We start from the raw sequence: 26,200 nt of genomic DNA on the forward strand, positions 1-26,200 counted from the left end.
CGGCGCCGATCGGCCCCACCGGGCGGACACCGCGTGTTCACCCGATGGCCACGCCGACAGCACCCGGCCCCTCCCCCGGCCGCCCTAGCGTCGCTCCCGACCCGACCCGCGCGCGGTCCGAGCGACCGACGCGACGCGCGGGCGAGGACGACTCACACCCTTTCGCCGAAGGAGCACCTCGAGTGACGCCCCAGCTTCTCCCCCTCGTCTCGACGCCCCGGCACGGCTCGCGCAGCCGCATGACGTGCCACTTCCGCTGCAACGACGCCTGCGACGCCCCCGTGCCCAACGAGTCGGGCAACCCCGCGATGCGCGACCTCGTCGAGGGCGCCCTCGCCCGGCGCTCGGTCCTCAAGGGCAGCGCCCTCGGGGCCGGCGCGCTCGTGCTCGCCGGCCTCACCGCCGGGGCCGCCGCACCCGCCGCCGCGTCGGGCGGCCCCGCCCCCGCCGGCCACGGCCGCCCCACCGGGGACGTCGGCCGCGCCGCCTTCACCCCGGTCGCGCCGAACAACGCCGACGCCGTGACCAACGCCCCCGAGTACACGCAGAACGTCGTCATCCGCTGGGGCGACCCGGTCGAGTCCGACGCGCCGCGCTTCGACGTGCACGCCCAGACGCCCGAGGCCCAGGCCCGCCAGTTCGGCTACAACAACGACTACGTCGGCGTGCTGCCCCTCGACGGCCGGCGCGCCCTGCTCGTCACCAACCACGAGTACACCGACGAGAACCTCATGTTCCCGACCGGCGAGTACGACGACGCCACGGTCAAGAAGATCGCCATGGCCGCGCACGGCATGGCCGTCGTGACGATCGAGCGCGGCCGGGCCGAGGGATCGTGGGTGCGCGCGGACCACCGCCGCGCCAAGCACAACCGCCGCATCACCGTGCACACGGAGTTCGCCCTCCACGGCCCGGCCGCCGGGCACGAGCTGCTCCGCACCGCCGCCGACCCGACCGGCACCCGCGTGCACGGCACGTTCGGCAACTGCGCCGGCGGCACGACCCCGTGGGGCACCGTGCTGTCGGGCGAGGAGAACTTCAACGGCTACTTCGACGCGTCCGGCCCGGTCGACCCGGCCAACGCCACCTCGTTCAAGCGCTACGGCCTGGCCACCGCCGCGGTGACCAACCGCGGTTGGTCGAGCGTCGACGAGCGCTTCGACCTCGCCAAGCACCCGCACGAGGCCTACCGCTTCGGCTGGGTCGTCGAGGTCGACCCCTTCGAGCCCGACTCGACGCCGGTCAAGCAGACGATGCTCGGCCGGTTCAAGCACGAGGGCGCCAACGTCACGATCAGCGACTCGGGCCACGCCGTCGCGTACATGGGCGACGACGAGCGCGGCGACTACATCTACAAGTTCGTCTCGGCCGACCGGTTCCGCGAGGGCCCCTCGCGCGCCGCCCGACGCCACAACAAGACGCTGCTCACCCGCGGCACCCTCTACGTGGCCCGGTTCACCGGCGACGGCGCGGCCGACGGCGTCCACGACGGCACCGGCGAGTGGATCGCCCTCACCACGCACGAGCGCTCGTTCGTGCCGGGCATGAGCGTCGGCGACGTCCTCGTGCACACGCGCCTGGCCGCCGACACCGTCGGCCCGACGAAGATGGACCGCCCCGAGGACATCGAGCCCAACCCGGTCAACGGGAAGATCTACTGCGCGCTGACGAACAACAGCAACCGCGGCACGAGCTACCCGACCGACGAGGCCAACCCGCTCGCCTCGAGCATGGTGCGCGCCTCGCTCGGCGCACCCCTGACGAGCAAGTCGGGCAACCGCAACGGCTACGTCCTCGAGGTCACCGAGAACCGCGGCGACCACACGGGCACCGGCTTCACGTGGGACCTCTTCCTCGTCTGTGGCGACCCCGAGGCGCCCGAGACGTACTTCGCCGGCTACGACAAGAGCAAGGTCAGCCCGATCAGCTGCCCCGACAACGTCGCCTTCGACGGCGTCGGCAACCTGTGGATCTCCACCGACGGCAACGTGCTCGGCTCCCACGACGGCCTGTTCCGCGTGCCGGTCGCGGGCCCCGACCGCGGCCGCGTCGAGCAGTTCCTCACGGTCCCGGTCGGCGCCGAGACGTGCGGCCCGCTCGTCACGCAGGACCAGCGTTCGGTCTTCATCGCCGTGCAGCACCCCGGCGAGACCGACGGCGCGACGTTCGAGAAGCCCTCGAGCACGTGGCCGCACACCGACGGCTTCCCGCGTCCGGCGGTCGTCGTCTCCTACCGCAGGTGAGCGCCCGCTCCCGGCGCCGCACCTTCGGGTAGCACGCAGGCCCGGCACCCTGTGGGGTGCCGGGCCTGTCGGCGTGCCGCGAGCCTCAGGCGGTGAAGGTCAGCCCGTTCCAGCCGGTGCCGACGCGGTACACGTCGCCGGAGGAGAAGGCGCCGTCGCCGGTCATCTCGTAGCTGATCAGCGTGCCGTCCTTGAGCCGGGCGAAGAACATCGGCCGGCCGTAGGTGACCTCGGTGACGGCGAGGCCGGTGAACGAGCTCCACCCCGAACCGATCTGGCGTCGGGCGAGGAAGCCGCCGGTGCCGTTGCCCGGGTAGAGCCACAGGCGGCCCGAGCTGTCGCGGGCGACGAGGTCGGCGCGGTTGTCGAAGTCGACGTCGCCCGTGCCGAGCAGCGCGGTCATGCCGCCCCAGCCGGTGCCGAGGGAGACGCGGGCGCCGAGGGTGCCGCGGCCGGTGCCCGGGTAGAGCCACAGGCGGCCCGAGCCGTCACGGGCCACGAGGTCGGCCTTGTCGTCGCCGTTCCAGTCGCCCGGCGCGACGAGGGTGTAGCCGTTCCAGCCGGTGCCGAGCGCGGTGCGCGCGGCGAAGCCGCCGGCCGCCTTGCCCCGGTAGAGCCAGAGCGCGCCCTTGGCGTCGCGACCGACGAGGTCGGCCTGGTCGTCGCCGTTGAGGTCGCCCGCGGCGAGGATCGCCGTGAAGCCGCCCCAGCCGGCACCGATCTTGGTGCGCGTCGTCAGCGTGACGCCGACGTTGCGGTAGGCCCAGAGGTTGCCGCTCGCGTCGCGACCGATGACGTCGTGGTGGGCCTCGGAGACGAAGTCCGAGGTGCCCTTGCTCTGCGGCTGCCGGACGTCCCAGCCGGCGACGGTCGTCGACACGCGCGCCGCGCCGAACGAGGTGATGGTGTCGGTGCCACCGGCGACGGGCTGCGCGACGTAGATGCCGGCCGTGTACTGGCTCGGGTCGGCGGTGTCGGGGGTGTCGCGCTCGATGAAGAGGGTGCCGTCGGGGCTGAACCGGGGCTGGTAGAAGTAGTCGGTGGTCGACGTGCGGATGTCGGTGACGGCGCCGCTCGGGACCCGCTTGCGCAGGGCGTTGGTCGTGCCGTCGGACCACGCGAACCAGATCGAGCCGTCGGCGCCGATCTCCGGGGTGTAGCCGCCCGCGGTCCCGCTGATCGGGGTCACGGTCGAGCACGTCGTGCACACGAGGCCGAGGCCCTCGGTCGGGACGCCGTAGGTCGTGACGACGAGCGTCGTGCCGTCGGCCCGCCAGACCGGCTCGGCGATCCGCGTCGAGGTGGTCAGGGTGCGCACCGTGTGCGCGCCGAAGACGTCGACGAACCCGAGGCCCTGGGCCTTGCCGGCCGAGTCGTACCGGGCGAACGCGAGGGTCTGCCCGTCGGGCGAGAAGGCCGGGTCGGCCGGGAAGGCCGACGTGCCGAGGTCGACGGTGAAGACGACGGCACCCGTGGACGCCTTGCGGACCTCGAGGACCGCGCGACGCGTCGTGTCGTCGATGATGCGCGTGGCGGCGACGAGGCGACCGTCGGTCGAGAACGCCGGGGAGACGAACTCCGCGGAGGAGACGCGGTCCCCGAGGCTGTACCGGCTCTGCTGGAAGAGGCCACCGGCTCCGGCGACGACGCCGTCGGCGTCGCCCCAGCCGTCCTCGGTCCACGTGCCGAACCAGCTGGAGTCGACGCAGTCGAGCAGGGTCGTCGCGCCGTTCTTGGCGATGACCCGGTACTGGTAGCCGACCCGCTGGTTGACGCCGCGGTCGGTGACGACGCCGGAGGCGCCGCTCACCGTGGCCACGGTGCGCCACGTGCCGCCGTCGCGCTGGCGCATCAGCGTCATCGAGGTGGCGCCCGAGAAGGCGAGGTGGACGATCGAACGCTCGGCGAGGACGTTCGGGTCGACGACGCCGTCGGCGCAGTCGGTCGAGGTGGCGGTGCTCGTCGACCCGGCGGCGAGCCGGACGCCGGACGGACCGGACGTCGCGACGCGACCCTGGGACGTGCCGGACCCGTCGAGCGGGGCCTGCGTCTCGTCGGGCGAGGAGGTGGTGGCCCGGCGGGCGCGGGAGGAGACCTCACCGCTCGTGGCCGCCTGGCCGGAGACGACCTGGCCGGTGCGGGACCGGAGGGCGTCGAGGTCGGTGCGGGCGCCGGACGGCAGAGCCGTCGCGGGGGCCGCGAGCGCGAGGGGCGCGAGCGTGGCCGCTGCGATCCCGAGGGCGAGGGCACGGGCCCCCGACAGGTGACGAGCCAAGGTGGAGCTGCCTTTTCTTCCGTGCGTGACCGCCCTGCGGCGGCAGGGCTCGCGCGAACCCTAGCCCGTGGCGGTGTCCGGAATTCCGGGAATGACCGCCCGATTCGTTGCAGGTTCATGCAAGCGACGGCGGGACCCCGTCAGCGCCTGGTCGGCAGGTGCGTGCGGGGCGCCATCCGGGGGCCGCGGCGCGGCCGGTGGTGGCCGGCGAGCCCGAGCAGGTGCTGCACCCGGTACCGGTGACCCCGGTAGGGCTCGAGCAGCTCCTCGAGCCCGGCGTCGTCGACCGGGGTGCCGGTCAGCGCCCAACCGATGTCCTTGGCCACGTGGTAGTCGCCGAACGACACCGCGTCGGCATCCCCGAGCGCCCGCTGGGCCGTCTCGGCGTAGGTCCAGACACCGACGCCGGGCAGCGCGCGCAGCCGCCGGCGCGCCTCGTCGAGGGACAGGCGCGTCGCCTCCTCGAGCCGTCCGGCGTAGCCGGCCGCCCGCACCACGGTGCGCGACCGCGCGCCGTCGACCGACGCCTGGAGCCAGGCCCACGAGGGCACGGCCGCCCAGCCGGCGGCCGTCGGCGGCGCCTGCAGCCGCGGGAACGGCCCGGGAGCGGGCGAGCCGAACCGTCGCACCAGCATCCGGTAGCCGCTGAAGGCCTCCTGGCCGGTGACCTTCTGCTCGATGACCGCCGGGGCGAGCGCGTCGAACACGAGCCCGGAACGGGGTACCCGCCAGTGCCCGAACCGCCGCCACGCCTCGGCCACGGGCGGGTGGACCGGTTCGAAGCCGTCGGGGTCGTCGTCGGCCCCGAGCAGGGCGGGCACCGACGCCAGCAGCCACTCGGCCCCCTGGCCCCACGCGCTGGCGTGCACCTCCCCCGTGCCGGGGACGCACGCGAGGTGCAGCGTGCCGACCCCCTCCGGGGTCTGCGAGACGCGCGCCGTCGACCCGTCGGGCCCCCACCACGACGTCGGGTCGCCGGCACCCCGCCGGAAGACGCCGAGCTGCGCACGGAGGGCGATCTGCCGGTCCGTGCGCCAGAGGCGGGTGAGCGGTTCCGGCACGCACACCATCCTCGCCTACACTCGGCACCGTCGCCGAGGCGCCGCGACCGGCGCGTGCGACAGCAGCTCACACTGCCCTGCCGATGCCCCCGGCGGCTGCCCGTCCAGCCCCGGCCCACAGGAAGAGGACCGATGGCCCGCGAGACGAGCCGAGACCGCCGCGAACGCGTCGCCGCCATGCAGGCGGCCCAGAAGCGGGCCGAACGCCGCCGACTCCTGGTCCTCATCGGGGCCTGCGTCGCCGTCATCGCGATCATCGGCGCCGCCGTGGCGTGGGCCGTCGTCGGCGAGCAGAACAAGAAGAACGCCGCGCTCGACGCCATCTCCGGCGACGTCGCATCGGCCCAGTGCGACCCGGTCACCAACGACCCCGCGACCGGCTCGAGCGAGCACATCGGCCCCGGCACCAACCAGCCGACCCTGACCCACGTCGACTACACGACGATCCCGCCCTCGAGCGGCAAGCACCTCGCCGCCCCGGCCGTCGACAAGCGACGCGTGTACACCACCGCCGACGTGCCCGCCGTCGAGACGCTCGTGCACAACCTCGAGCACGGCTACACGATCCTCTGGTACGACCCCTCGATCGAGAAGACCCAGGCCGCCAGCTTCGAGGCGCTCGCGACGCGCATCAACGCGATGAAGGAGTCGGCGAACAAGTTCCTCGTCGTGCCGTGGGACACCAAGCGCGGCGCGTTCCCCGCCGGCAAGAAGTACGCCCTGTCGCACTGGTCGGCCGACGTCGACCAGTCCACCGGCCAGGTCAAGAGCCAGATGGGCCACCGCCAGCTGTGCGGCGGGCTCAACACCAGCGTCGTCGAGACGTTCGTCAAGCAGCACCCCTGGAGCTCGGCGCCCGAGCCCGGCGCCGCCTGACGCGTCCCGCGCGTCCCACACACCCCGACCCGGCCCGACGCGTCCCACGCGTCGGGCCGGGTTAGTGTGCGAGGCATGGCGATGAACGGCGAGTACGTCCCTAGCCCCAGCGACTGGGTGCGCAAGCAGGTCGAGGAGATCGAGCGCACCGGCACCACCGACTCCGTGCACATCATGAACCTGCCCGTCGTGCTGCTGACGATGCGCGGCGCCAAGAGCGGGAAGGTGCGCAAGGTGCCGCTCATGCGGGTCGAGCACGACGGCGTCTTCGCGGCCGTGGCGAGCAAGGGCGGCGCGCCGGAGCACCCCAAGTGGTACCGCAACCTGCAGAAGCACCCGGACATCGACCTGCAGGCCGGCACCGAGACGTGGCCGGTGCGGGCCCGCGAGCTCTCGGGCGAGGAGCGCGAGCAGTGGTGGGAGCGCTGCGTCGCCGCCTACCCGCCCTACGCCGAGTACCAGACGAAGACCGCCCGGCTCATCCCGGTCTTCGTCCTGGAGCCGCGCGCCGCCTGAGCCGTCACGCCGCGGCGGCGAGCCTGGCCGTGCGCCGGGCGGCCGCCGGCGTGCCCGGCGTCGGCCAGTACCGCGCGACGAGTCCCTGCTGGGCGAACGTCCACGCGTTCGTCAGCACCCAGTAGAGGAGCACGCCGGCGGGCACGAACGCCGCAGCCGCGAGCACCCCGACCGCGCCGAGCCACGGGAGGGCCTGCTGGACGCGTCCTACCGCTTCGGGCACGTCGGTGAGGTCGGCGTTCGGCAGGGTGAACCAGCGCTGCGTCGCGAGGCTGAGGCCGGCCGCGAGGACCGCGAGCCCGACGAGGACGAGCCCGGGGGCGCCGGCCCCGAGGGCCGGCCCGAGGCGCGTCGTCAGGTGCAGCCCGTAGACGGAGGCCGCCGACGCGGACGCGACGAGCCCGGCGTCGAGCGCCCCGACGGCGTGGCCGTTCGCGAGGTCGGCGACGACGCGGTAGAGGGCGTAGACGAGGGGCAGCTGCAGCAGGGCCGGGGCCAGCGACCACGACGAGACGCCGTGCTCGGCGTGGATCCGGCGGTGCTCCTCGCGCATGGCCCGGAGCCGCTCGAGGTCGCGGGTGCCCTCGTAGCGGCGGCGCAGCGCGCGCAGGGCCGGGGTGGCCCGGGCCCGCGCGTGCGCGGCCCGCACGCCGTGGACGGTGAGCGGTAGCAGGGCGGTGCGCACGGCGACGACGAGCAGGCCGACGGCCACGAGCCAGGCGCCGGGCGAGCCCGGGGCCAGGCCGAGCGCGGACGCGGCGGAGTGGGCCGATGTGAGGACGGCGGCGACGGCGGAGACGACGGGTGAGAGCAGGTCGGGCACGGCAGGGCTCCTTCCCGGTCCGGGACGGACCGGTGGACGGGGTGGGGTCGGCTGGGCCGACGCGTGCCGGTGGCGACGCGTCGGGTCAGCGACCGCCCGGGGCCCGGGGCCGGCGGGGCCGGCGGGAGACCTCGACCGTGCACCAGAACGGTGTCGGGGCCTCGACGCGCTCGGCCGGCGTGCCGCGTGGGGCCGCCCGCAGCGTGCGGGCGCCGACGGCGAGGCGGGTCGTGGCGAGGGTCAGGGCCAGCAGGGCCCCCGCGCTCGCGGTGGCGGCCACGCCGAGGGCGACCGCCTGGGCGGGGTGCAGCCCCGGACCGGCGAGGACGAGGAACCAGACGGCCAGCGTGACCGCCAGCGCGAGAGCCGCGAGGAACACGCCGCCGGCCGACGCGCGGGAGACGCGGGAGACGCGGGAGACGCTGGAGACGCGGGAGACGCACGAGACGCGGGTGGTCCGGTCGTGGCCGGGCATGTCCCTCCTCCGGTCGGGTCGTGGTCCTTCCCCCGGAAGACGCCCGGGCCGGCCGGAGAGTTCCCGCGCTCAGACGGTGAGGTCCTCCTCGTGCGACACGGCCTCGCGCCGCGCGCTGACGAGGTGGTGGGACTTGGCGTAGAGCCAGCCGCCGAGGGCGACGAGGACGTCGACGATCGTCACGATGAAGCGCGACATGATGGCGACGGCCGCGGCGGCCGGTGTCGGCATGGCCGTGGACAGGATGAGCGTCAGCAGGCCCTCGCGGGCGCCGAGCCCGGCCGGCAGCACGATGGTCAGCATGCCGAGCGACACCGACAGGGCGTAGCCGGTGACCGCGGCGACGGTGAGGTTGTCGTGCCCGGCGCCGTCGGCGACCGCTCGCGCCAGCAGCAGGGTGTGGACGCCGAAGAAGAGCCAGACGCCGATGAACGTCGCCACGGCGCGCAGCACGGCGCCGGTGGACAGGTCGTGCTCGAGCGGCGGCCGACGCAGCAGTCGCAGCCCCCACGCGATGAGCGCGTTGAGCAGCCGCGGCACGCAGAGGACGACGAGCAGGGGCAGTGCGAGCAGCAGCCACCAGTCGAAGCCCCCGGACGACCCGTTGAGCAGGAACGACGCCGCCGGCAGGCCGACGAGGAACCCGGTGAGCAGGGCGAAGCCGAGCGCGAGCAGGCCGGTGACGGCGGTGCGCCGCCGCGGCACCTTGAGGTTGGCCGCGATGTCGGCCTGCACGAGCACCGACCACAGCGAGCCGGGCAGGTACTTGCCGAGCTGGCCGACGAAGTAGACGCCCGAGGCCGGCGCGAGGTGCAGGTCGGAGCCGAGGTCGCGCAGGATGGTGCGCCAGCCGAGCATCGTCAGCCACGTGCCGATCGCGGCGGCCAGCGTGGACCACGCGAACGTCGGGAGCGAGATCTTGTCGAGGTGCACGGAGACGTCGGACCAGTTGCGGGCGACGGCGTAGACGACGGCGGCGAGCGTGACCACAGCGATGGCCACGCGCAGGACGGTGAGGAGCTTCTTCCGGGTCATGTCCGGGCCATCATCGCAGCGGAACCTGCGTGCCCGTGCACATCCGGCTCACGGGCACCTCACAGCCGGGCTCCCCGACCGGCGCTCACCGGCGCCTCAGCGTGAGCCGGACGAGCCCGTAGGCCGCGTCGGCCGACCGGGCCCGGGCCGCGGCCTCGCGCATCCGGGCCGTCACGTCGCCGTCGAGGTCACCGACGAGGACGAAGCCGAGGTCGTGGGCCCGCGCGATGACGCCGCGCACGTCGGCGGGGCCGACCGTGCCCTCGACGCCGGCCGGGCCGAGCGGCACCGTGACGACGAGCAGGCCGCCCGAGCGCAGCGCCCAGGAGGCCTGCTCGAGCACGTGGTCGACGTCGTCGGCGTCGCACCCTCGCGGGTGGATCCGCACGATGACGTCGAGCGAGCCGGTGTCGACGTCGAGCGCGGCGACGCTCGGGTGGCTGCCGGTGAAGTCGATCTCGACGGGCGCGAACCCGACGGCCCGGGCCCACCGCGACAGCAGCGAGCGGCTGCCGGTCTCGTCGACGACGACCGCGCTGCGGCGTCCGTCGTCGCGGACCCGCAGGACGGCGGCGAGGGTGCCGAGCGCGGCCCACGCCGACACGGCGTCGCGCGACCACGGCAGCCCGAGGTCGCGGGCCAGCCCCCGGGCGTCCTCGGCCTCGTCGGGGTCGCCGAGGACGTCGGTCGACAGCACCCACTCGGGCAGGTCGGTGGCGGCGAGGCGTACCGGGTCGCGCCGCCCGCCGAGCACCCGGCCGACCGACCGACCGACCGACCGGCGGGCCGCGTCGGCGAGGTCGGTGGCGTTGCGTACGCCAGCGGCCGCGAGCCCCGACGCGACGCGCGCGGCCCGCTCCCCCGGCCCCGACGCGTCCGGCCCGGGCGAGCCCACCGCCTGGCCCGACGCGTCGTCGTCCTCGTCGGAGTCGTCGTCGTCCGCCCAGGTGTCGTCGAACGCCCCTGCGGCAGAGACGGACTCGTCGACCGACAGCGCCTCGACGGTGCCGAGGTAGTGCGCCCACGGGGCCGAGAGGTCGGGCGTCTTGACGCCCTCGGCGAGCCGGCGCCGGACCTCCGGGTCGCCGAGCCGGCGCAGCGCACCGGCGAGCGCCCGCTCGTCCTCGGGTGGCACGAGCAGCCCGTTGACGCCGTCGTCGACCTGCTGGGAGAAGGGCGCGATGTCGGAGGCGAGCACCGGCAGCCCGTGCGCGTGGCCGAGGACGACGTTCTGCGACGCCGTCGCCGAGCGGTAGGGCAGCGCGAGCACGTCGTGGTCGGCGAGCAGCGAGGCGAGGGCGTCGGCCGGCACGTAGCCGTCGCGGATCTCGACGCGTCCGGCGAGGGCCGGGTCGGAGGCGAGCCGGCCGATGACACCGCGGTTGGCGCCCCAGATCTCGCCGGCGATCGTCAGGGTGACGTCGGGCACCGAGCGCATCGCCCGCAGGAGCACGTCGATGCCCTTGTACTCGCGGACCAGCCCGAGGGCGAGCAGCCGGGTGGGGCCGCCGCGCGCGCCGCGGCTGATCGGGTCGCCGCCCGGCAGGTGCGGCGGCAGCTCGGCCACCGAGACGCGTCGGGCACCGAGGTCGTGGGCGACGCGGGCCTGCTCGGTGCCGTGCACGAGCGTCGAGTCGACGCGGGAGAACAGCAGCGACATGAGCGCGGCGTCGCCGGGGTGCGACTCGTGCGGCAGGACGTTGTGGCACACGACGACCGACTGCGGGCGCGGACCGGGCAGCCCCGGCACCGCGCCGGCGGCCCGCAGCAGCGCCAGGTGCGCGGGCACGACGGGCGGCATGACGTGCACGACGAGGATCGCGTCGACGTCGCGCAGCCGGCGCCCGACGCGCACCCAGGTGTCGGGCCGGGCCCAGCTGAGCGCGCGCACGGTCCGCGGGAACGGCGGCACCTCGGGCACCCCGGCGGGGACCGTGCCCTCGGCGCGGCGCAGCCGGGAGGGGTAGAGGTGCGACCACGACACGAGCGTCACCTCGTGGCCGGCGTCGGTGAGGTGGTGCGCGAGCATCGTCGTGTGCGCGGCGACGCCACCCTTGTGCGGGTGCGTCGGCCCGACGACGGCGATCCGCAGCGCGGCCGACCCCGGCCCCGGTGCCTCGACCCGTGTGCTGTGCGAGAGCGCGTCGGTCATGGTGGTCAGACTCTCGCTCCGGGGGTGCGGGCGGCAACGCGCCGCGCGGGCGCCGGGGCCGCGCGTGTCGGAGCACCCGCCCACCCGCTCTACGCTGGGCCTGTGCAGAACGAGGACGTGTGGCTGGTGGTGCCGCTCTACGACGAGGCCACGGTCATCGGCGACGTCGTGCGCGAGGCCCGGCTCACCTTCCCCAAGGTCGTCTGCGTCGACGACGGCTCCCACGACCGCTCCGCCGACCTCGCCGAGCAGGCCGGGGCCGCCGTCGTGCGCCACCCGGTCAACCTCGGCCAGGGCGCGGCCCTGCAGACCGGCTTCGCCTACGCGCTCGCCGACCCGGCGATGCGCTACGTCGTCACCTACGACGCCGACGGCCAGCACCAGGTGCACGACGTCGAGGTGATGCTCGGCCGGGCCCGCGGCGGCGCCGACCGCGACCCGGTGCGCGTCGTGTTCGGCTCGCGCTTCCTCGACGAGCGCACCGAGGCCTCGGCCATGAAGCGCCTCGTCCTGCGCGCCGCCGTCGCATACACCAACCTCACCACCGGCACGCGCCTCACCGACGCCCACAACGGGCTGCGCGTCCTGCACCGCGACGTCGTGGAGCGCCTCGACATCACCCAGAACCGGATGGCCCACGCGAGCGAGCTCGTGGCCCAGATCGGGTCGATGCGCTTCGAGGGCCGTCAGGTCGAGTACGCGGAGGAGCCCGTGCACATCCTCTACACCGACTACAGCCGGGCCAAGGGCCAGTCGCTGTGGAACGCGGTCAACATCCTGGCGGAGCTGATCTGGCGATGAAGCAGCTGCTCTTCCAGGTCCTGCTCATCGTCGGCGTCGTCACGGTGGCCTGGCGCCTGCTCGCCGGTTCCGGACAACGCACCCAGGCGCTGCGCCGCATCGGGCTGCTCGCCTTCCTGCTGCTCGCCGTCGGCAGCATCCTGCGGCCGGGCACGCTGACCGAGGTCGCGAAGTTCTTCGGCATCGGCCGCGGCGCCGACCTCGTCTTCTACTGCCTCGTCATCGCCTTCCTCGGGTTCGTCGTCACGACCTTCAAGCGGTTCCGGGCCATGGAGACGCGCTACACGCGCCTGGCCCGCCGGATCGCACTCGACGAGGCGCGGCCGGCGGCCGCCCACGCCGAGCAGGTCACCCGGGGGCCCGTCGACGCGCGGGTCGACGCGTCGGCGGCCGCGCCCGTGGGGGCCCCTGTGGACGCGCGGCTGGACACCCCCGACGCGGCACCCGTGGCAGACGCCGCGGCCGCGTCCACCGCAAACCCTGCGACACTGTCGGTCACGCCCCCGTCCCCGAGCACGAGAGCAGCCGATGCCGACTGATCCCAGCCGTCGGCGTCCGCGCGACGACGACGCCTACGTCGTCGACACGCGACGCCGCGTCAAGCGACCCGACGGTGGCCCCCTGCCGGGCGCGTCCTCCGCCAACCCCGCCGACCCCGGCGACCACGGCGCACCGGCCGGCCACGCGGACGACGACTTCGTCGTCGACACCCGCGGGCGCCGCCCCTCGACCCCGGCGGCCCCGCGCGAGCGAGGCCCCCGCGAGCCCGGCCGCCGCGTCCGCAAGGGCCGTGCGGTCCTGCTCGTCGTCGGGCTGCTCGTGCTGGCCTGGGTCGCCTTCCTCGTCTGGGTGCCGGTGCAGGCGTGGAACAGCGTGGCCCGGGTCGACAACATCCCCTCGGGCGAGCGCCCCGTCGACACGTCGGGGTACAACTACCTGCTCGTCGGCTCCGACAGCCGCGCGGGGCTGACCAAGGCGCAGAAGAAGAAGTACGCCACCGGCAACGCCGAGGGCCAGCGCACCGACACGATCATGCTCGTGCACGTCTCCGACAGCGGCGGCAAGCCGGTCATGGTGTCGCTGCCCCGCGACTCCTACGTGCCGATCCCGGGCCACGGCTCGAACAAGATCAACGCCGCGTTCGCCATCGGCGGCCCCAAGCTGCTCACCGAGACCGTGGAGAACGTCACCGGCGTGCACGTCGACGGCTACCTCGAGATCGGGTTCGGCGGCTTCGCCAACCTCGTCGACGCCGTCGACGGCGTCACGCTCTGCGTGCCGCGCGACATGAAGGACAAGAAGGCCGGCATCGACCTCAAGAAGGGCTGCCAGAACCTCGACGGCGGCAACGCCCTCGGCTACGTGCGCTCGCGCTATGAGGACCCCATGGGCGACATCGGCCGTGCAGCCCGCCAGCGCCAGTTCCTCGGCGCCCTCATGAAGAAGGTCGCGACGCCCGCCACCGTCCTCATCCCGTGGCGGTACAAGCAGACGGCCGACGCCTCGGCCGCGGGCCTGGCCGTCGGCGAGCAGACCGGCCTCATGGACGCCTACCGCGTGCTCCAGGCGATGCGTGCCGTGAGCGCCGACCAGGGCCTGTCGCTCAGCGTCCCCACCGCCGACCTCGCCTACCGCACGCCGGGCGGCTCGCTCGCCGTCAAGTGGGACACCGAGAAGGCCAAGGCGCTCTTCAAGGCCCTCAAGGACGACGAGCCCCTGACCGAGCCCCCGCCGGGCACGACGGTCCAGGGCGCGACGAACAGCTGAGGACCCACCCGTGACGACCCACACCGCCGCCCCGGTGCTGCCCGCGGAGGTGCTCGCCCGCCTCTTCGCGGCCGACGCGACCCGACCGCGCCTCACCTGGTACGACGACGAGCCGGGACCCACCGCCGGCGAGCGGATCGAGCTGTCCGCCCGGGTGCTGACCAACTGGGTCGCCAAGGCCGCCAACCTCCTGCAGGACGACCTGTCCGCCGAGCCCGGCACCACGGTGGGGCTCGACCTGCCGACGCACTGGCGCGCCGTCTACTGGGCGCTCGCGGCGTGGTCGGTCGGGGCGGAGGTCGTCGTCGGCGAGGCCGCGACGGGCGCCGACGTGCTCGTGACGGCCGACCCGCACGCGGCGGCCGCCCACGGCGGCGACGCCGTGCTCGTGTCGCTGCCGGCGCTGGCTCGCAGCCACCCGCAGGCCGCCGAGGCCCCCTCGGCCGTCGACGAGGCGCGCGAGCTGGCCACGCACGGCGACGTCTTCGTGCCGCTCGCCGACCCCGAGCCCTCCGACGTCGCGCTCGCCACGGCGGCGGGCTCGCTCACCTACGGCGAGGTCGTCGTGCCCGACGACGCGTGGGGTGGGCAGCCGCGGGTGGCGCTGCGGGGCCCGCTCGACACCGTCCTGCGCGGCTGCCTCGCAGCATGGGTCGTCGACGGCTCGGTCGTGCTGGAGCGCGGACCCGCCGGGGCGGGCACCTCCGCGCGGCACGCGTCCGAGGGCGTCACGGTCGAGGCGACCGCCTGAGCCTCAGGCCGACAACCGGTCGAAGAGCGTCCACGTGCGGGAGGCGACGACACCGGTGCTGGCCAGGCCGGCCCGCGCCTGCACGGCCTTGACCGCCTCACGGGTGGCGAGGTCGAAGACCCCCGTGGCCGGCACGCCGAGGAGCCGCTGGACGGCGAGGACCTGGGCGCCCTGGTCACCGACGCGCAGCACGGTGGACCGGCTGCCGACGAACGGGAAGTCGCGGGCCTCGAGCACGTCCCACAGCTCGGGGGTGACGACGCCGGACTGCTCGAGGGCGTGCGAGCGCTGGAGCGCGGCGACGCGGTCGCGGGTCACCGTCCCGAAGACACCGTCGACCGGTACGCCGCCGAGGGCGCGCTGGAGCACCCGGACGACGGCACCCCGCGAGCCGAGCCCGAGGGTGAGGTCCTTGTAGGCCGTGTAGGCCGTCCCGACCTCGACGCGGGCGACACCGGCATGGGGGCGGGGCCCGGCGGCGTGGGTCGTCATGGTGGTCCTCCTCGGTCTCGTGAGCACCATTCATTCACTCGGGTCACACCCATCACAACCGGTTCCGCCGAATTACAGGTCTGGAATTCGTCGCGCACCCGGGCCGGCGGCGGCCGCGGCGAGCCCACGACGGCGCGCACGGCGCACGTGTGCCGGGACCACCCGGACGGCCCGTCGTGTGGGTCGACCCCACGGCCGCGCAGGCCTCCGCCGCGGATAGAGTCCGACCCATGGACAAAGTCGTCTCCACCCCACAGGAGGCCATCGCCGGGATCAGCGACGGAATGTCGCTCTCGGTCGGCGGTTTCGGCCTCTGCGGCATCCCCTCCGTGCTCATCGCAGCGATCCACGACGCCGGCCACACCGACCTCGAGGCCGTCTCGAACAACTGCGGCGTCGACGACTGGGGCCTCGGCATCCTGCTGCGCGACAAGCGCATCCGCCGGATGGTCAGCTCCTACGTCGGCGAGAACAAGGAGTTCGAGCGGCAGTACCTGTCCGGCGAGCTCGAGGTCGAGCTGACCCCGCAGGGCACCCTCGCCGAGCGCCTCCGCGCGGGCGGCTCCGGCATCGCGGCGTTCTTCACGATGACCGGCGTCGGCACGCAGATCGCCGAGGGCGGGCTGCCGTGGCGCTACGACGACGCCGGCAACGTGGCCCTCGCCTCGCCGCCGAAGCAGACCCAGGACTTCGAGTGGATGGGTGAGACGAAGACGTTCGTCCTCGAGCAGGCGATCACCACCGACTTCGGCCTCGTGCGCGCGGCCAAGGGCGACCGGCACGGCAACCTCGTCTTCCACGAGTCGGCCCGCAACTTCAACCCGTTGTGCGCCATGGCCGGCCGCGTCACCGTCGCCGAGGTCGAGGAGCTCGTCGAGCCGGGCGAGCTCGACCCCGACCAGGTCCACCTGCCGGGCATCTTCGTCCAGCGCGTCCTGCCGCTCACGGCCGAGCAGGCCGCCGCCAAGCGCATCGAGCGGCGCACCGTGCGCCAGCGCCCGCAGGACGCGTCGGCGGGAGCCGCCGCCGGCAGCGAGACGCCCGCGACCGAGAGCAAGGAGGCCTGAGATGGCCCTGACCCGTGAGCAGATGGCGGCCCGCGCCGCGGCCGAGCTGTCCGACGGCGCCTACGTCAACCTCGGCATCGGCCTGCCGACGCTCGTGCCGAACTACGTGCCCGACGACGTCGAGATCGTGCTCCAGTCGGAGAACGGCATCCTCGGCGTCGGCGCCTACCCGTTCGACGGCGAGGAGGACGCCGACCTCATCAACGCCGGCAAGGAGACCGTCACCCTGCGCAAGGGCGCGGCCTTCTTCGACTCGGCCACGAGCTTCGGGATGATCCGCGGCGGCAAGGTCGACGCGGCGATCCTCGGGGCGATGCAGGTCAGCGAGGGCGGCGACATCGCCAACTGGATGATCCCCGGGAAGATGGTCAAGGGCATGGGCGGGGCGATGGACCTCGTGCACGGCGCCAAGAAGGTCATCGTCCTCATGGAGCACAACGCCAAGGACGGCTCCTACAAGATCGTCCGGGACTGCTCGCTGCCCTACACCGGCCGCGGCGTCGTCCAGCGCATCATCACCGACCTCGCGGTCCTCGACGTCACCGCGTCGGGGCTCGTGCTGCGCGAGCTCGCCCCCGGCGTCAGCGAGGAGGAGGTCCGCGACCGCACCGAGCCCGAGCTCACGGTCGACCTCCAGCCCGCCCCGACGCGCGGCTGACCGACCCGCACCACAGACGCACCACAGACGCACCACGCCGACGGCGCGGCCCCCTCCCGGGGTGCCGCGCCGTCGGCGTCCCACCCCTCGGGCGGGCCCAACGGGCCTTTACCAAACCCGGACGAAGCAGCGGTCACGGGATGATAACGATCAACCCTCCCGGATGTGGTGAATGGGACAAATGGGACTGAATGGGAGTTGCTGCCCATCCTCCAGGAGCCCCGCGATGCGCCTTGTCCCCACCACCGTCGCCGTGACCGTGCTCACCGCCACCTTCGTCGTCGCACCGACGATGTCGTCCGGTGCCCGACCCCGGCCGGTCGCGCCCACCGTGCACGAGGTCGCGATCCCCGCGGTCGCGGCCTCGGGCCCCACCGCTCGCGCGCGCACGGCCGACGCGGCCCGCGGCGGCCCGGTCGTGGCGGCCACCCGCGTCGACGGCGTCGACTTCGACGTCGCGGGCGTCACCTTCGACCGCACCCCGCCGGCCGGCACCACGGTCGAGGTGCGCACCCACGACGCGTCGGGCTGGAGCAGCTGGGTCGCCCTCGACATGGAGGAGGACGACGCGCCCGACCCCGCCTCGGCCGACGCCCGGCACGCCCGGCCCGGCACCGCGCCGGTCGCGGCCGCCGGCTCCGACGCGGCCGACATCCGCGTCACGACCCCCGACGGGTCGGTGCCGCCCGGGATGCGCGCGAGCCTCGTCGACGGCGGCGACTCCCCCGCCGACGCCGCGATCGACCCGCCCGCCGGCTCGGCCGTCGCGGCCGTGACGCGGCCGACGATCATCAGCCGCGCCCAGTGGGGCGCCGACGAGAGCATCCGCACCTGCGACGGCGAGCGCCTCAGCGGCTTCAAGGCCGTGGTCGTGCACCACACCGTCAACTCGAACACGTACTCGGCCGACCAGGTGCCGGCCCTGCTGCGCTCGATGTACGCCTTCCACGTCAAGAGCCGCGGCTGGTGCGACCTCGGCTACCAGATCCTCGTCGACCGGTTCGGCCGCGCCTACGAGGGCCGTAAGGGCAGCACGGCCGCCTTCGTCATGGGCGCCCAGGCCGGCGGTTTCAACGCCGAGACCACCGGCATCTCGGTCATCGGCGACTTCACCTCGCAGCCGATGAGCTCGGCCGCCAAGTCGATGGTGACGCGCGTCGCGGCCTGGGAGGCCGACCGCTCGCTCTTCGACCCCTCGACCTCGGTCGTGCTCACCTCGGCCGGTGGCACCCGCTACAAGGCGGGCGTGCGCGTCACGAAGCCGCGGCTCGTCGGCCACCGCGACCTCAGCCTCACCAGCTGCCCCGGCGACCAGGCCTACCCGCAGGTGGCCTCGATCCGCAGCGGTGCCGGCTCGATCTGGCGCGCCGGGCAGTGGTCGGTGCAGAAGCCGAGGACGGTGGCGGAGACGTACACGCGCCCGGCCTCGGGCTCCTTCGTCCTGTCCGGGCGCGGCTACGGCCACGGCGTCGGGCTGTCGCAGTGGGGCGCCTACGGCGCGGCCACGCGCGGCCTGACCTGGCAGCAGACGCTCGGCTTCTACTACCCCGGCACCACCCGCACCGCGCAGGGCAACCCGTCGCTGCGCGTCCTGCTCCAGAGCGTCGGCACCGGCGCCACCGAGCTGGTGACCCAGAGCGGCACCCAGGTGTCCAACGGCAGCAAGACCTCGGGCCTGTCGACGGCCTACCGGTGGCGCGTCGTGCCCGAGGGAAGCGCCGTGTCGCTGCAGGCCTTCTACAACGGCCGGTGGAACGCGGTGAGCGGCTGGACGCGCTCCGCCGCCCCGCTGACGCTGAGCCGCCCGTCCACCGGCACCGTGCGCATCGTCCTGCCCGGTGGCACGCAACGTGAGTTCCGGGGCACCGTGCGTGTCGTCCCGGTGTCGGGCCGTGCCTACCCGGTCAACGTCGTGCCCACCGAGTCCTACCTGCGCGGGGTCGTGCCGAACGAGATGCCCGCCAGCTGGCCGGCCCAGGCCCTCGCAGCCCAGGCCGTCGCGGCCCGCACCTACGCCGCCTACGGACGCTCGACCGCGGGCACCCGGTCCTACGACACGTGCGACACGACGTGCCAGGCCTACCGCGGGGTCGCGGACTACTCCGCCCAGGGCGTCCGCAGCCGGACCAACGAGGACAGCCGCACCACCTCGGCCGTCGGCACGACCTCGGGCGTCGTCGTCGCCTACGGCGGCAAACCCGCTCTGGCCCAGTACTCCTCGTCCAACGGCGGGCGCACGGTCCGCGGCAGCGCGCCCTACCTCGTGGCCGAGTCCGACCCGTACGACGGAGCCGTCGCCTCGGCCTCCAACCCGAACTCGTGGGAGACGACGCTCACCGCCGCCGCCGTCGAGTCGCGCTACCCGAGCATCGGCACGCTGCGCAGCATCGCGGTCGGCACCCGCACCGGCGGGGGCGGCACGGGCACCTTCGGCGGACGCGTCGGCACCGTCACGCTCACCGGGTCGTCCGCGACGACCACGGTCAGCGGTGACGCGTTCCGCTCGGCCCTCGGTCTGCGCAGCACGTGGTGGGCGGTCTCCTCCCCCGCCCCGCGCTCGGCGGCCTACTCGCCGCGCGACGTCACCGGCGACGGCCTCGGCGACGTCATCATCCCGTCCGGCTCGGTCCTCAAGACCCTGTCCTACACCGGCTCGATGTCCTTCGCCGTCAGGCAGATCCTCGGCGGCGGCTTCTCCGGGATGCGCGGCGCCACCGCGGTCGGACCCTTCGACAACGACAGCCTCGGCGACGTCGTGGCCATCGATGCCTCCGGCACGGCGTGGCTCTACCGGGGCCTCGGCTCGAGCGGCCTCAACGCCGGTCGGGTCCTGCTGGCCCGGGGCTGGGGACACGTGACGATGGTCGTGCCCACCGGCGACTGGAACGGCGACGGCTACACCGACTTCGCCACCCGCATGAGCGACGGCCGGCTCATCCTGCGCACCGGCGACGGCACCGGCCGGATCACCTCGAGCCCGACGATCGGCACCGGCTGGAACGGCCTGAGCCAGGTGACGAGCGGCGAGTACGACGGCGACGGCAGGCGCGACCTCGTCGCCGTCCGGGCCGCCGACGGCGCGCTCGTGCTCTACGGCGGCAACGGCACCGGCGGGTTCAAGCCCGGTCGGGTCATCGGCTCCTCCGGCTGGACCGCGATGAGCGCGGTCCGCGGCATCGGCGACATCACCGGCGACGGCCGCGACGACCTGCTGACGCGGCGCAAGAGCGACGGCGCGCTGCTCGTCTACCGCGTCGTCGGGGCGGCCCGGCTCACGACGCCGCTGTCCGCGGGCTCGTCGTCCTCGACGCTCACCTGGGGGCAGTGAGGGCCGGCCCTGGGCCCGCCGCCGCTCGGGGGCGGCGGTGGGCTCAGAGGCTGGAGATGTGCTCGATGAGACCGGTCGTCGACACCGACGGCGTGCGCGGCAGGTAGACGACCTCGCAGACGTCGCCGACCCAGTCGAACTTGCCCGTCCAGTCGTCGCCCATGACGAGCACGTCGGCGCCGTGCTGGACGATGTAGTCGCGCTTGAGCTCGAGGGACTCCTCGACGAACACCTCGTCGACGACGCGCAGCGCCGAGACGATCTCGAGGCGCTCGTCCTGGGTGAAGACCGGCGGGCGGCCCTTCTTGGCGATGTTGAGCGCGTCGGCCGACACCCCGACGACGAGCCGGTCCCCGAGGGCAGCGGCCCGCTGCAGCACGCGGACGTGCCCGACGTGGAAGACGTCGAAGGTCCCGAAGGTGATGACGGTCCGGTTGCTCACGGTGCTCCTCTGGCGGTCCGACCCGCGGTGGGGCCCTGGCGGGTCAGGCTACTAGCCGGGCCCGGCCCCGCCGAAACGGCGGGAGGGCCGGCGGGCTACAGCGCGGCCCGCGACGCGTGCGCGGCCTGCGCGAGGGTGGTCTGCGCGAGCCCCGAGCCGTCGCTGACGGGGCCGCCCTCGACGACGGCTCCGGCCAGGCCGGCCGCGGTCAGGGGTGCGAGCACGACGCCTTCCGGGCGCGGCGCGGTGTCGCTCGCGACGACGCGCGCGCCCGCGGCGAGGGCCTCCCGGACGATGACGGAGTCGCCGTCCCAGCTCGTCGGCCGCAGGAAGGTGCCGACGCGCGAGAGCACGGCGCTGACCTCCGCGGGAGGGGTGTCGAACGCGACGGTGAGCCACGGCTCACCCGCCGCCCGGTCGCGCAGGGCCTGCACGGCCTCGGTGTCGTTGCCGTACGCGAGGACCGTCAGGGTCGCGTCGGGCCAGGTCCGGCGGACCTGCTCGACGGCCTCGACGCCCAGGTCGGCGTTGTAGTGCGCGAGCCCGGCGTTCGTGGCGAGCGCGAGCGCGTGGGGGTCGCGCGAGTTCGGGCTCGGCACCGGCGCCGCCGACGCGTCGAACGGCGTGACGACCGTGACGCGGGAGCGCAGCCGGTCGGGCAGGATCGCGCCGATCTCGTCGTTGACGGCCCAGATCTCGTCGTAGGCGTGCAGCGCGAGGACGAGCGCCCGGCGCCGCCACCAGGGCATGCGGGCCACCTGGCCGCTCGTCGAGCCGGAGTGGAGCACGAGGACCGTGCGCCCGCGCAGCAGCGCGAACGCCGGCGCGAGCACCATGGCCCGCCAGAGGCGCGTCAGGTGCAGCAGGTGCAGGCCGCGGCGCCGCAGCCCGGGCAGCGCCCAAAGCGCCCGCGCGGCCGAGCCGGTGTCGACGTAGACGACCTCGACGCCCTCGCCCCTCAGCGTCGCGCTCAGCTGGTGGTGGCTCGTGTGGACGCCGCCGACCTCGCCGTGCTCCTGGGCCCACTGGAAGACGGGTCGGTCGGTCCCCGGGTGCCGCGCCATCAGCCGTCCTCAGTCGAGCCGCGAGCTGGACAGGACGCCGAGCAGGTGGCCACCGGCCGTCACCACGACCAGCGGCACCATGACGACGACGAGCACCTGGGTGCCGAGGAGGTCACCGTGCACCGCGTCGACGACGGCGGCCACGAGCGCGAGGATCGAGGCCTCGACGGCGACGAACGCCCGGAAGATCGGCAGGTAGTCGAAGGCGCGACGCAGCGCGGCCATCCCCGACGCCTTGGGGCGGGCCGTCGTGGCGACGTCCTCGAGCGGCGGCCGGCCGGTCTTGGCGCGGGCCACGTGGACGAGGTCGGTGAAGGCCTTGTTGAGCAGGACGCCGATCGCGACGAGCAGGCCCAGGACGGTCCAGCCGCCGACGTCGCCGGGGGCCGAGAGGCTCCAACCGTCGGCGCGCAGGCCGATGGCCACCGGGATCGAGGCCTCGGTGACGTAGTGGCCGATCCGGTCGAGGTAGATGCCGGCCGGCGAGAAGCGCTGGCGCCACCGGGCGACCTCGCCGTCGGAGCAGTCGAGCAGGATCTGCAGCTGCATCGCGACGACCGCCACGACCGGGCCCCAGATGCCGCCGAACGGGATGGCGAACGCGCCGGCCACGCCGACGACGATCATGAGCCACGTGACGCCGTTCGGCGTGATGTGGGTCGGCAGCAGCCACCGCGTCGCGTAGATCGACAGGTGGCGGATGTAGAGGGCCCCGGCCCAGTGCTCGGCGTTGTACCGGGCGATGTGCTCGGGCGGCTGGGCGACGGCCTTGAGCTGCTCGATGCTCGGCCGGTCGTCGGTCGGGTCGTGGGCGAGGGTCATGACCGACCATCCTGCCGTGTGCCGCGGAGGTGCCGGCGCCAGGCCCGGGCGGACTCGCCGCCGAAGAGCACCGCGAGCACGACCGCGCCGGCCAGCAGGAGCGGGGCCGGGTGGGCGCTCAGGCCGCCGACGAGGCCGAGGAGCACGACCCGTCCCTCGACGCCGAGCGTGGCCCGCACGAGCGCCCGCGGGCTGCCCGAGCCGGTCTCGCGCAGCCGGTAGACGTTGTCGTAGAGGTGCCAGCACACGACGGCGAGCCAGGCGTACGCGGCGGCCCGGGCGGTGGGGTCCGCGCCGGCGGCGAGCAGCAGTGCGGCCGTCTCGACGGCGACGAGGAGGGCCGGCACCTGCCAGGCGAACCGGCCGCGGCCGGTGGGCCGGGGCAGCACCGCGAGGTCGGTGAGGTGCGCCAGCGTGCCGTCGGGCCGGTCGGGACGGAAGCCGTCGCGACGCGTCAGGGCCCGGAGCAGGCGCCCGGACTGCGTCCAGGCCAGGGCCACGACCGAGGCGATGCCGAGCACCCAGAGCAGCACGGCCGGGCGGTGCAGGAGCAGCCCGAGGGACATGAGCAGGTAGCGCTCGGCGATGGGCAGGTGCAGCACCTGCTTGGCGTCGCGGGCCACCCGGGCCCGGCCCGCCGGGGGCGCGGCGACGCTCGTGGGAGCGGTGTCCGGGCCGCCGTCGCGGTGGTCCTCGAAGGGGTGGGGCGCGCGCTCCACGGTGCCCGACGCCCGCTGGCGCGTCGAGTAGGCGAAGTCCTCGACGTGCCGGACCGCCAGCACGGCGAGCACGAGCACGGCCAGCCACCAGAGGTCCTCGCCCCGGCGGGCCGCGACCCACGCGACCGCGGCGACCATGGTGAACTCCTTGACGCGGTCGCTCACGGCATCGAGCCAGCCGCCGAGGGCGCTGTAGCGCCGGGTGAACCGGGCGAGCTCGCCGTCGACGCAGTCGACGACGAGCGAGGCCTGCAGCAGCACGGCCGCGAGCAGCCACGTCCACCAGGAGTCGACGGCGGTCAGGGCGCAGGCCGCGAGCCCCAGCGCGAGGCTGGCACCCGTGACGACGTTCGGGGACCAGCCGTGCCGCAGGCCCACGGCGGTGAGGCGCCGCGACAGCGGACGGATCGCGTGCGTCGAGAAGACGCCGTCGTTGCCGCGCGAGGCCGCCCGGAGCCGCTGCTGCCATGCGCTCCCCGGCGCTCCCCGGCGCAGCTCGTGCCCGCGCTCGACGGTGACGTGCGCGAGCGGCACGGCCACGACGTCCACCCGGGCCGCGCGCACGACGGCCACGACCGCGAGGTCGAAGGCCGAGGCCCCCGGCTCGGCGGCGGCCGGGCTCGCGGCGGCATCGGTGAGGGCCTCGGCGACGGCGGCACGGTCGGCGGCTGCGACCCGCAGGACGCCCGCCGCGAAGGCGGACGGTGCCGACACGGCGTGGACGGCGGACCCGGCCGACACGACGAGCCTCGTGTGACGGTCGACCCGGACCGGCCGGAACCCGCCCGCGGCCGGCACGGGCGCGGGCTCCGCCGGCTCCCCGACGCCCGCCTCCCCCGCACCCCGCAGGTCGGTCAGGGGCGCGTCGACGGTGGGCAGCAGGGTGGCGTCGCGGGGCGCGTCGAGGACGTCGAGCAGCGCGACCGGGCTGACGCGCACGTCGGAGGCCGCGAGCACCAGCGGCCGGCCGTCCGAGGCCGCGGCCACCGCGGCGACGGCGGCCAGGACCTCCGGCACGGCCTGCCTCGGGGCGTCGGGACGGGCCGGGGACAGGCCGAGCTGCCCGAGCGTCTCGAGCAGGTCGGAGGCGGGGTCGACCCCGAGGACGAGGGTGTCGGCACCGGCCGAGCGGCCGGCCACCGAGCGGGCACGAGCGTCGCCGACGAGGGGGCGCTCGTCGAGCCTCACGTGCCGGCGTCCGCGTCGGCGTTGTACTGCTCGAGGACCTCCTCGACGGGGCCGTCGCCGATGAGCTCGCCGTGCTGGAGGTAGAGGCCGCGCTCGGCGAACCGCTTGAGGTCGTGCTCGCTGTGGGAGACGAGGAAGAGCGTCTTGCCGCCGGAGAGCATGTTCTCCATGCGCTCGTAGCACTTCTCGCGGAAGGCCCGGTCGCCGACGGCGAGGACCTCGTCGACGAGGACGACCGGCTGGTCGAGCGTCGTGATGAGCGAGAAGGCGATGCGCACCTGCATGCCGGAGGAGAAGTGCCGGAAGGGCATGTCCATGCCCGCCTGCACCTGCGGCCCGGCGAAGTCGACGATCTCGTCGTAGCGCTCGTCGATCTGGCTCTTGGTCAGGCCGTGCAGGCCAGCCGCGAGGTAGACGTTCTCGCGGGCGGTCAGCTCGCCGAGGAACCCGCCGGTCAGCTCGATGAGCGGCGCGACGCGTCCCCGGACCTTGGCGTAGCCGGAGTCGGGCAGCATGACGCCGGCGATCATCCGCAGCAGCGTGCTCTTGCCCGAGCCGTTGCCACCGATGAGGCCGACCGCCTCGCCCTGGGCGACGTCGAAGGAGATGTTGCGCAGGGCCCAGAACGTCTCGTTCGTCGCGCCGGTCTGGCCCTTGAAGACGAGCTCGCGCAGCGACATGCGTCGCTTGCGGGAGCGGAAGAACTCGATGCCGAGGTCGCGGACCTCGATGACGGGCTTGGCCATCAGATCTCCTTCAGCACGGCCGGCTCCATGCGCCGGAAGACGACGGCGCCGACGAGCAGGAGCAGGACGGTCATGACGCACGCCGAGGCGACGGACAGCAGGTTCATCTCGCCCCGGAAGAACCCGGAGCGGAACAGCTCGAGGATGCCGCTCATCGGGTTGATCGCGAGGATGTCGCGCAGCGTCTTCGGGGCCATGTCGGCGCTGTAGAGCACCGGCGTCGCGTAGAACCCGAGGCGCAGCGCGATGCGCACCACGCGGGCCATGTCGCTGACGAGGACGGTGACCGGCGCGAGGATCATCCCGATGCCGACCGAGAGCAGGAAGGTCAGCACGAGCGACACCGGCGCGAAGACGATCGTCCAGTGCAGGTGCGTCTGCCCGGTGATGATGTAGAAGATCGTGAAGGCGACGATGACCGGCAGGCTGAGGACGAACTCCACCCCCTTGGCCATGACGACGCGCACGACCCACAGCTCGCGGGGCAGGTTGGCCGAGCGGACCAGCCGTGACTCCGCGAGCAGGGCCCGGGAGGTCTCCGACATGTTCTGGGCGAACCACTGCCAGAGGAACAGGCCCGTGATGAGGTGCAGGAAGAAGGGCTGGTTGCCGGTCTTGCGGGCCTGGAAGATCAGGGTGAAGACGACGAAGTACACGAGCGCCATGAGCAGCGGGTCGAGGATCGTCCACAGCCACCCGAGCCAGCTACCGGCGTAGCGGACGCGTAGGTCACGTTCGACGAGGGTGCGGAGCACCTGCCGGTTGGCCATGAGGCCGCGGAACTGGGACACGCCGATCATGCGCGCAGCTCACCTTCTCCTTCGTGCGTTCGGGTCGTTCGTCGCGGGGCGGTGGCCCCTTCCGGGTCGTCACGGCAGGCGCCGCGGCGGTGTCGACGA

The 26,200-nt window shown here is 74.3% G+C and carries 23 protein-coding genes; 10 read left to right on the forward strand and 13 right to left on the reverse strand.

Annotated features, from left to right (window positions below; all coding sequences use genetic code 11):
• Window positions 1-182 precede the first annotated feature (182 nt).
• On the forward strand, window positions 183-2,243 hold the full coding sequence (locus tag BIV28_RS03545; RefSeq protein WP_076259284.1) for a PhoX family protein: 2,061 nt from the start codon (window positions 183-185) through the stop codon (window positions 2,241-2,243).
• Between the two features lie 85 nt (window positions 2,244-2,328).
• Here the strand turns inward: BIV28_RS03545 and BIV28_RS03550 are convergent, their stop codons facing one another.
• Window positions 2,329-4,518 (reverse strand): VCBS repeat-containing protein, encoded by a 2,190-nt coding sequence (locus BIV28_RS03550; RefSeq protein WP_076259286.1) that lies wholly within the window; start codon window positions 4,516-4,518, stop codon window positions 2,329-2,331.
• A gap of 140 nt (window positions 4,519-4,658) precedes the next feature.
• Entirely contained in the window at window positions 4,659-5,579 is a 921-nt protein-coding gene (locus tag BIV28_RS03555) for a DNA-3-methyladenine glycosylase family protein (RefSeq protein ID WP_242652743.1), read from the reverse strand.
• 132 nt (window positions 5,580-5,711) lie between these two features.
• On the opposite strand from BIV28_RS03555, the gene BIV28_RS03560 reads away from it, so the two are divergent.
• Both BIV28_RS03560 and BIV28_RS03565 read left to right on the forward strand, forming a co-directional pair.
• Window positions 5,712-6,455: a DUF3105 domain-containing protein gene (locus BIV28_RS03560; protein WP_076259289.1), complete on the forward strand. Its 744-nt coding sequence runs from the start codon at window positions 5,712-5,714 to the stop codon at window positions 6,453-6,455.
• A gap of 75 nt (window positions 6,456-6,530) precedes the next feature.
• Window positions 6,531-6,971 (forward strand): nitroreductase family deazaflavin-dependent oxidoreductase, encoded by a 441-nt coding sequence (locus tag BIV28_RS03565; protein ID WP_207555734.1) that lies wholly within the window; start codon window positions 6,531-6,533, stop codon window positions 6,969-6,971.
• 4 nt (window positions 6,972-6,975) lie between these two features.
• Here BIV28_RS03565 and yidC read toward each other — a convergent pair whose 3' ends face one another.
• From yidC to BIV28_RS03585, 4 genes are all read right to left on the reverse strand, one after another.
• A complete protein-coding gene (yidC, locus tag BIV28_RS03570; RefSeq protein WP_076259290.1) occupies window positions 6,976-7,794 on the reverse strand; it encodes a membrane protein insertase YidC in 819 nt (272 codons plus the stop codon).
• Between the two features lie 85 nt (window positions 7,795-7,879).
• Complete coding sequence (locus tag BIV28_RS03575) at window positions 7,880-8,269, reverse strand: hypothetical protein (RefSeq protein ID WP_076259292.1); 390 nt, start codon at window positions 8,267-8,269, stop codon at window positions 7,880-7,882.
• Window positions 8,270-8,338: 69 nt separating this feature from the next.
• Entirely contained in the window at window positions 8,339-9,304 is a 966-nt protein-coding gene (locus tag BIV28_RS03580) for a lysylphosphatidylglycerol synthase domain-containing protein (RefSeq protein ID WP_076259293.1), read from the reverse strand.
• 85 nt (window positions 9,305-9,389) lie between these two features.
• Window positions 9,390-11,456 carry a glycosyltransferase family 4 protein gene (locus tag BIV28_RS03585; RefSeq protein WP_076259295.1) on the reverse strand — a complete coding sequence of 689 codons (2,067 nt, stop codon included), beginning with the start codon at window positions 11,454-11,456 and terminating at the stop codon, window positions 9,390-9,392.
• A gap of 102 nt (window positions 11,457-11,558) precedes the next feature.
• Between BIV28_RS03585 and BIV28_RS03590 the strand changes: the two genes are divergently transcribed.
• Genes BIV28_RS03590 through BIV28_RS03605 form a run of 4 tightly spaced genes read left to right on the forward strand, consistent with a single transcriptional unit; the run spans window position 11,559 to window position 14,775 of the window.
• On the forward strand, window positions 11,559-12,257 hold the full coding sequence (locus tag BIV28_RS03590; protein ID WP_076259296.1) for a glycosyltransferase family 2 protein: 699 nt from the start codon (window positions 11,559-11,561) through the stop codon (window positions 12,255-12,257).
• Window positions 12,254-12,796: a DUF2304 domain-containing protein gene (locus tag BIV28_RS03595; protein WP_076259298.1), complete on the forward strand. Its 543-nt coding sequence runs from the start codon at window positions 12,254-12,256 to the stop codon at window positions 12,794-12,796. Before BIV28_RS03590 ends, BIV28_RS03595 begins: the two co-directional genes overlap by 4 nt.
• Window positions 12,786-14,024 carry an LCP family protein gene (locus BIV28_RS03600; RefSeq protein ID WP_076259299.1) on the forward strand — a complete coding sequence of 413 codons (1,239 nt, stop codon included), beginning with the start codon at window positions 12,786-12,788 and terminating at the stop codon, window positions 14,022-14,024. The genes BIV28_RS03595 and BIV28_RS03600 overlap by 11 nt, the downstream gene beginning before the upstream one ends.
• Window positions 14,025-14,034: 10 nt before the next feature.
• A complete protein-coding gene (locus BIV28_RS03605; RefSeq protein ID WP_076259301.1) occupies window positions 14,035-14,775 on the forward strand; it encodes a TIGR03089 family protein in 741 nt (246 codons plus the stop codon).
• Between the two features lie 3 nt (window positions 14,776-14,778).
• Here BIV28_RS03605 and BIV28_RS03610 read toward each other — a convergent pair whose 3' ends face one another.
• Window positions 14,779-15,267 carry a peptidoglycan-binding domain-containing protein gene (locus BIV28_RS03610; RefSeq protein WP_242652744.1) on the reverse strand — a complete coding sequence of 163 codons (489 nt, stop codon included), beginning with the start codon at window positions 15,265-15,267 and terminating at the stop codon, window positions 14,779-14,781.
• 230 nt (window positions 15,268-15,497) lie between these two features.
• Between BIV28_RS03610 and BIV28_RS03615 the strand changes: the two genes are divergently transcribed.
• The 3 genes from BIV28_RS03615 (at window position 15,498) to BIV28_RS03625 (ending at window position 20,320) form a co-directional block, all read left to right on the forward strand.
• On the forward strand, window positions 15,498-16,334 hold the full coding sequence (locus tag BIV28_RS03615; RefSeq protein ID WP_076259302.1) for a CoA transferase subunit A: 837 nt from the start codon (window positions 15,498-15,500) through the stop codon (window positions 16,332-16,334).
• Window position 16,335: 1 nt separating this feature from the next.
• A complete protein-coding gene (locus tag BIV28_RS03620) occupies window positions 16,336-16,992 on the forward strand; it encodes a CoA transferase subunit B (RefSeq protein WP_076259304.1) in 657 nt (218 codons plus the stop codon).
• A gap of 226 nt (window positions 16,993-17,218) precedes the next feature.
• The gene (locus BIV28_RS03625; protein ID WP_076259305.1) at window positions 17,219-20,320 is read left to right on the forward strand and encodes a SpoIID/LytB domain-containing protein; all 3,102 of its coding nucleotides are present in this window, start codon (window positions 17,219-17,221) and stop codon (window positions 20,318-20,320) included.
• 43 nt (window positions 20,321-20,363) lie between these two features.
• Here the strand turns inward: BIV28_RS03625 and BIV28_RS03630 are convergent, their stop codons facing one another.
• From BIV28_RS03630 to BIV28_RS03655, 6 genes are all read right to left on the reverse strand, one after another.
• On the reverse strand, window positions 20,364-20,762 hold the full coding sequence (locus BIV28_RS03630) for an FAD synthase family protein (RefSeq protein WP_076259307.1): 399 nt from the start codon (window positions 20,760-20,762) through the stop codon (window positions 20,364-20,366).
• Window positions 20,763-20,857: 95 nt separating this feature from the next.
• Window positions 20,858-21,826, reverse strand: a complete 969-nt coding sequence (locus BIV28_RS03635; RefSeq protein WP_076259308.1) for a glycosyltransferase family protein — start codon at window positions 21,824-21,826, stop codon at window positions 20,858-20,860.
• A 9-nt stretch (window positions 21,827-21,835) separates the two neighbouring features.
• Window positions 21,836-22,648 carry a CDP-alcohol phosphatidyltransferase family protein gene (locus BIV28_RS03640; RefSeq protein WP_076259310.1) on the reverse strand — a complete coding sequence of 271 codons (813 nt, stop codon included), beginning with the start codon at window positions 22,646-22,648 and terminating at the stop codon, window positions 21,836-21,838.
• A complete protein-coding gene (locus BIV28_RS03645; RefSeq protein ID WP_076259311.1) occupies window positions 22,645-24,555 on the reverse strand; it encodes a DUF5941 domain-containing protein in 1,911 nt (636 codons plus the stop codon). The genes BIV28_RS03640 and BIV28_RS03645 overlap by 4 nt, the downstream gene beginning before the upstream one ends.
• Window positions 24,552-25,301, reverse strand: coding sequence for an ABC transporter ATP-binding protein (locus tag BIV28_RS03650; protein WP_076259313.1), 750 nt, complete (start codon window positions 25,299-25,301; stop codon window positions 24,552-24,554). The genes BIV28_RS03645 and BIV28_RS03650 overlap by 4 nt, the downstream gene beginning before the upstream one ends.
• The gene (locus BIV28_RS03655) at window positions 25,301-26,101 is read right to left on the reverse strand and encodes an ABC transporter permease (protein WP_076259314.1); all 801 of its coding nucleotides are present in this window, start codon (window positions 26,099-26,101) and stop codon (window positions 25,301-25,303) included. Before BIV28_RS03655 ends, BIV28_RS03650 begins: the two co-directional genes overlap by 1 nt.
• Between the last annotated feature and the right edge of the window lie 99 nt (window positions 26,102-26,200).

Origin of the sequence: Intrasporangium flavum (genome assembly GCF_001956915.1) — a bacterium.
GTDB classification, from domain to species: domain Bacteria; phylum Actinomycetota; class Actinomycetes; order Actinomycetales; family Dermatophilaceae; genus Monashia; species Monashia flava.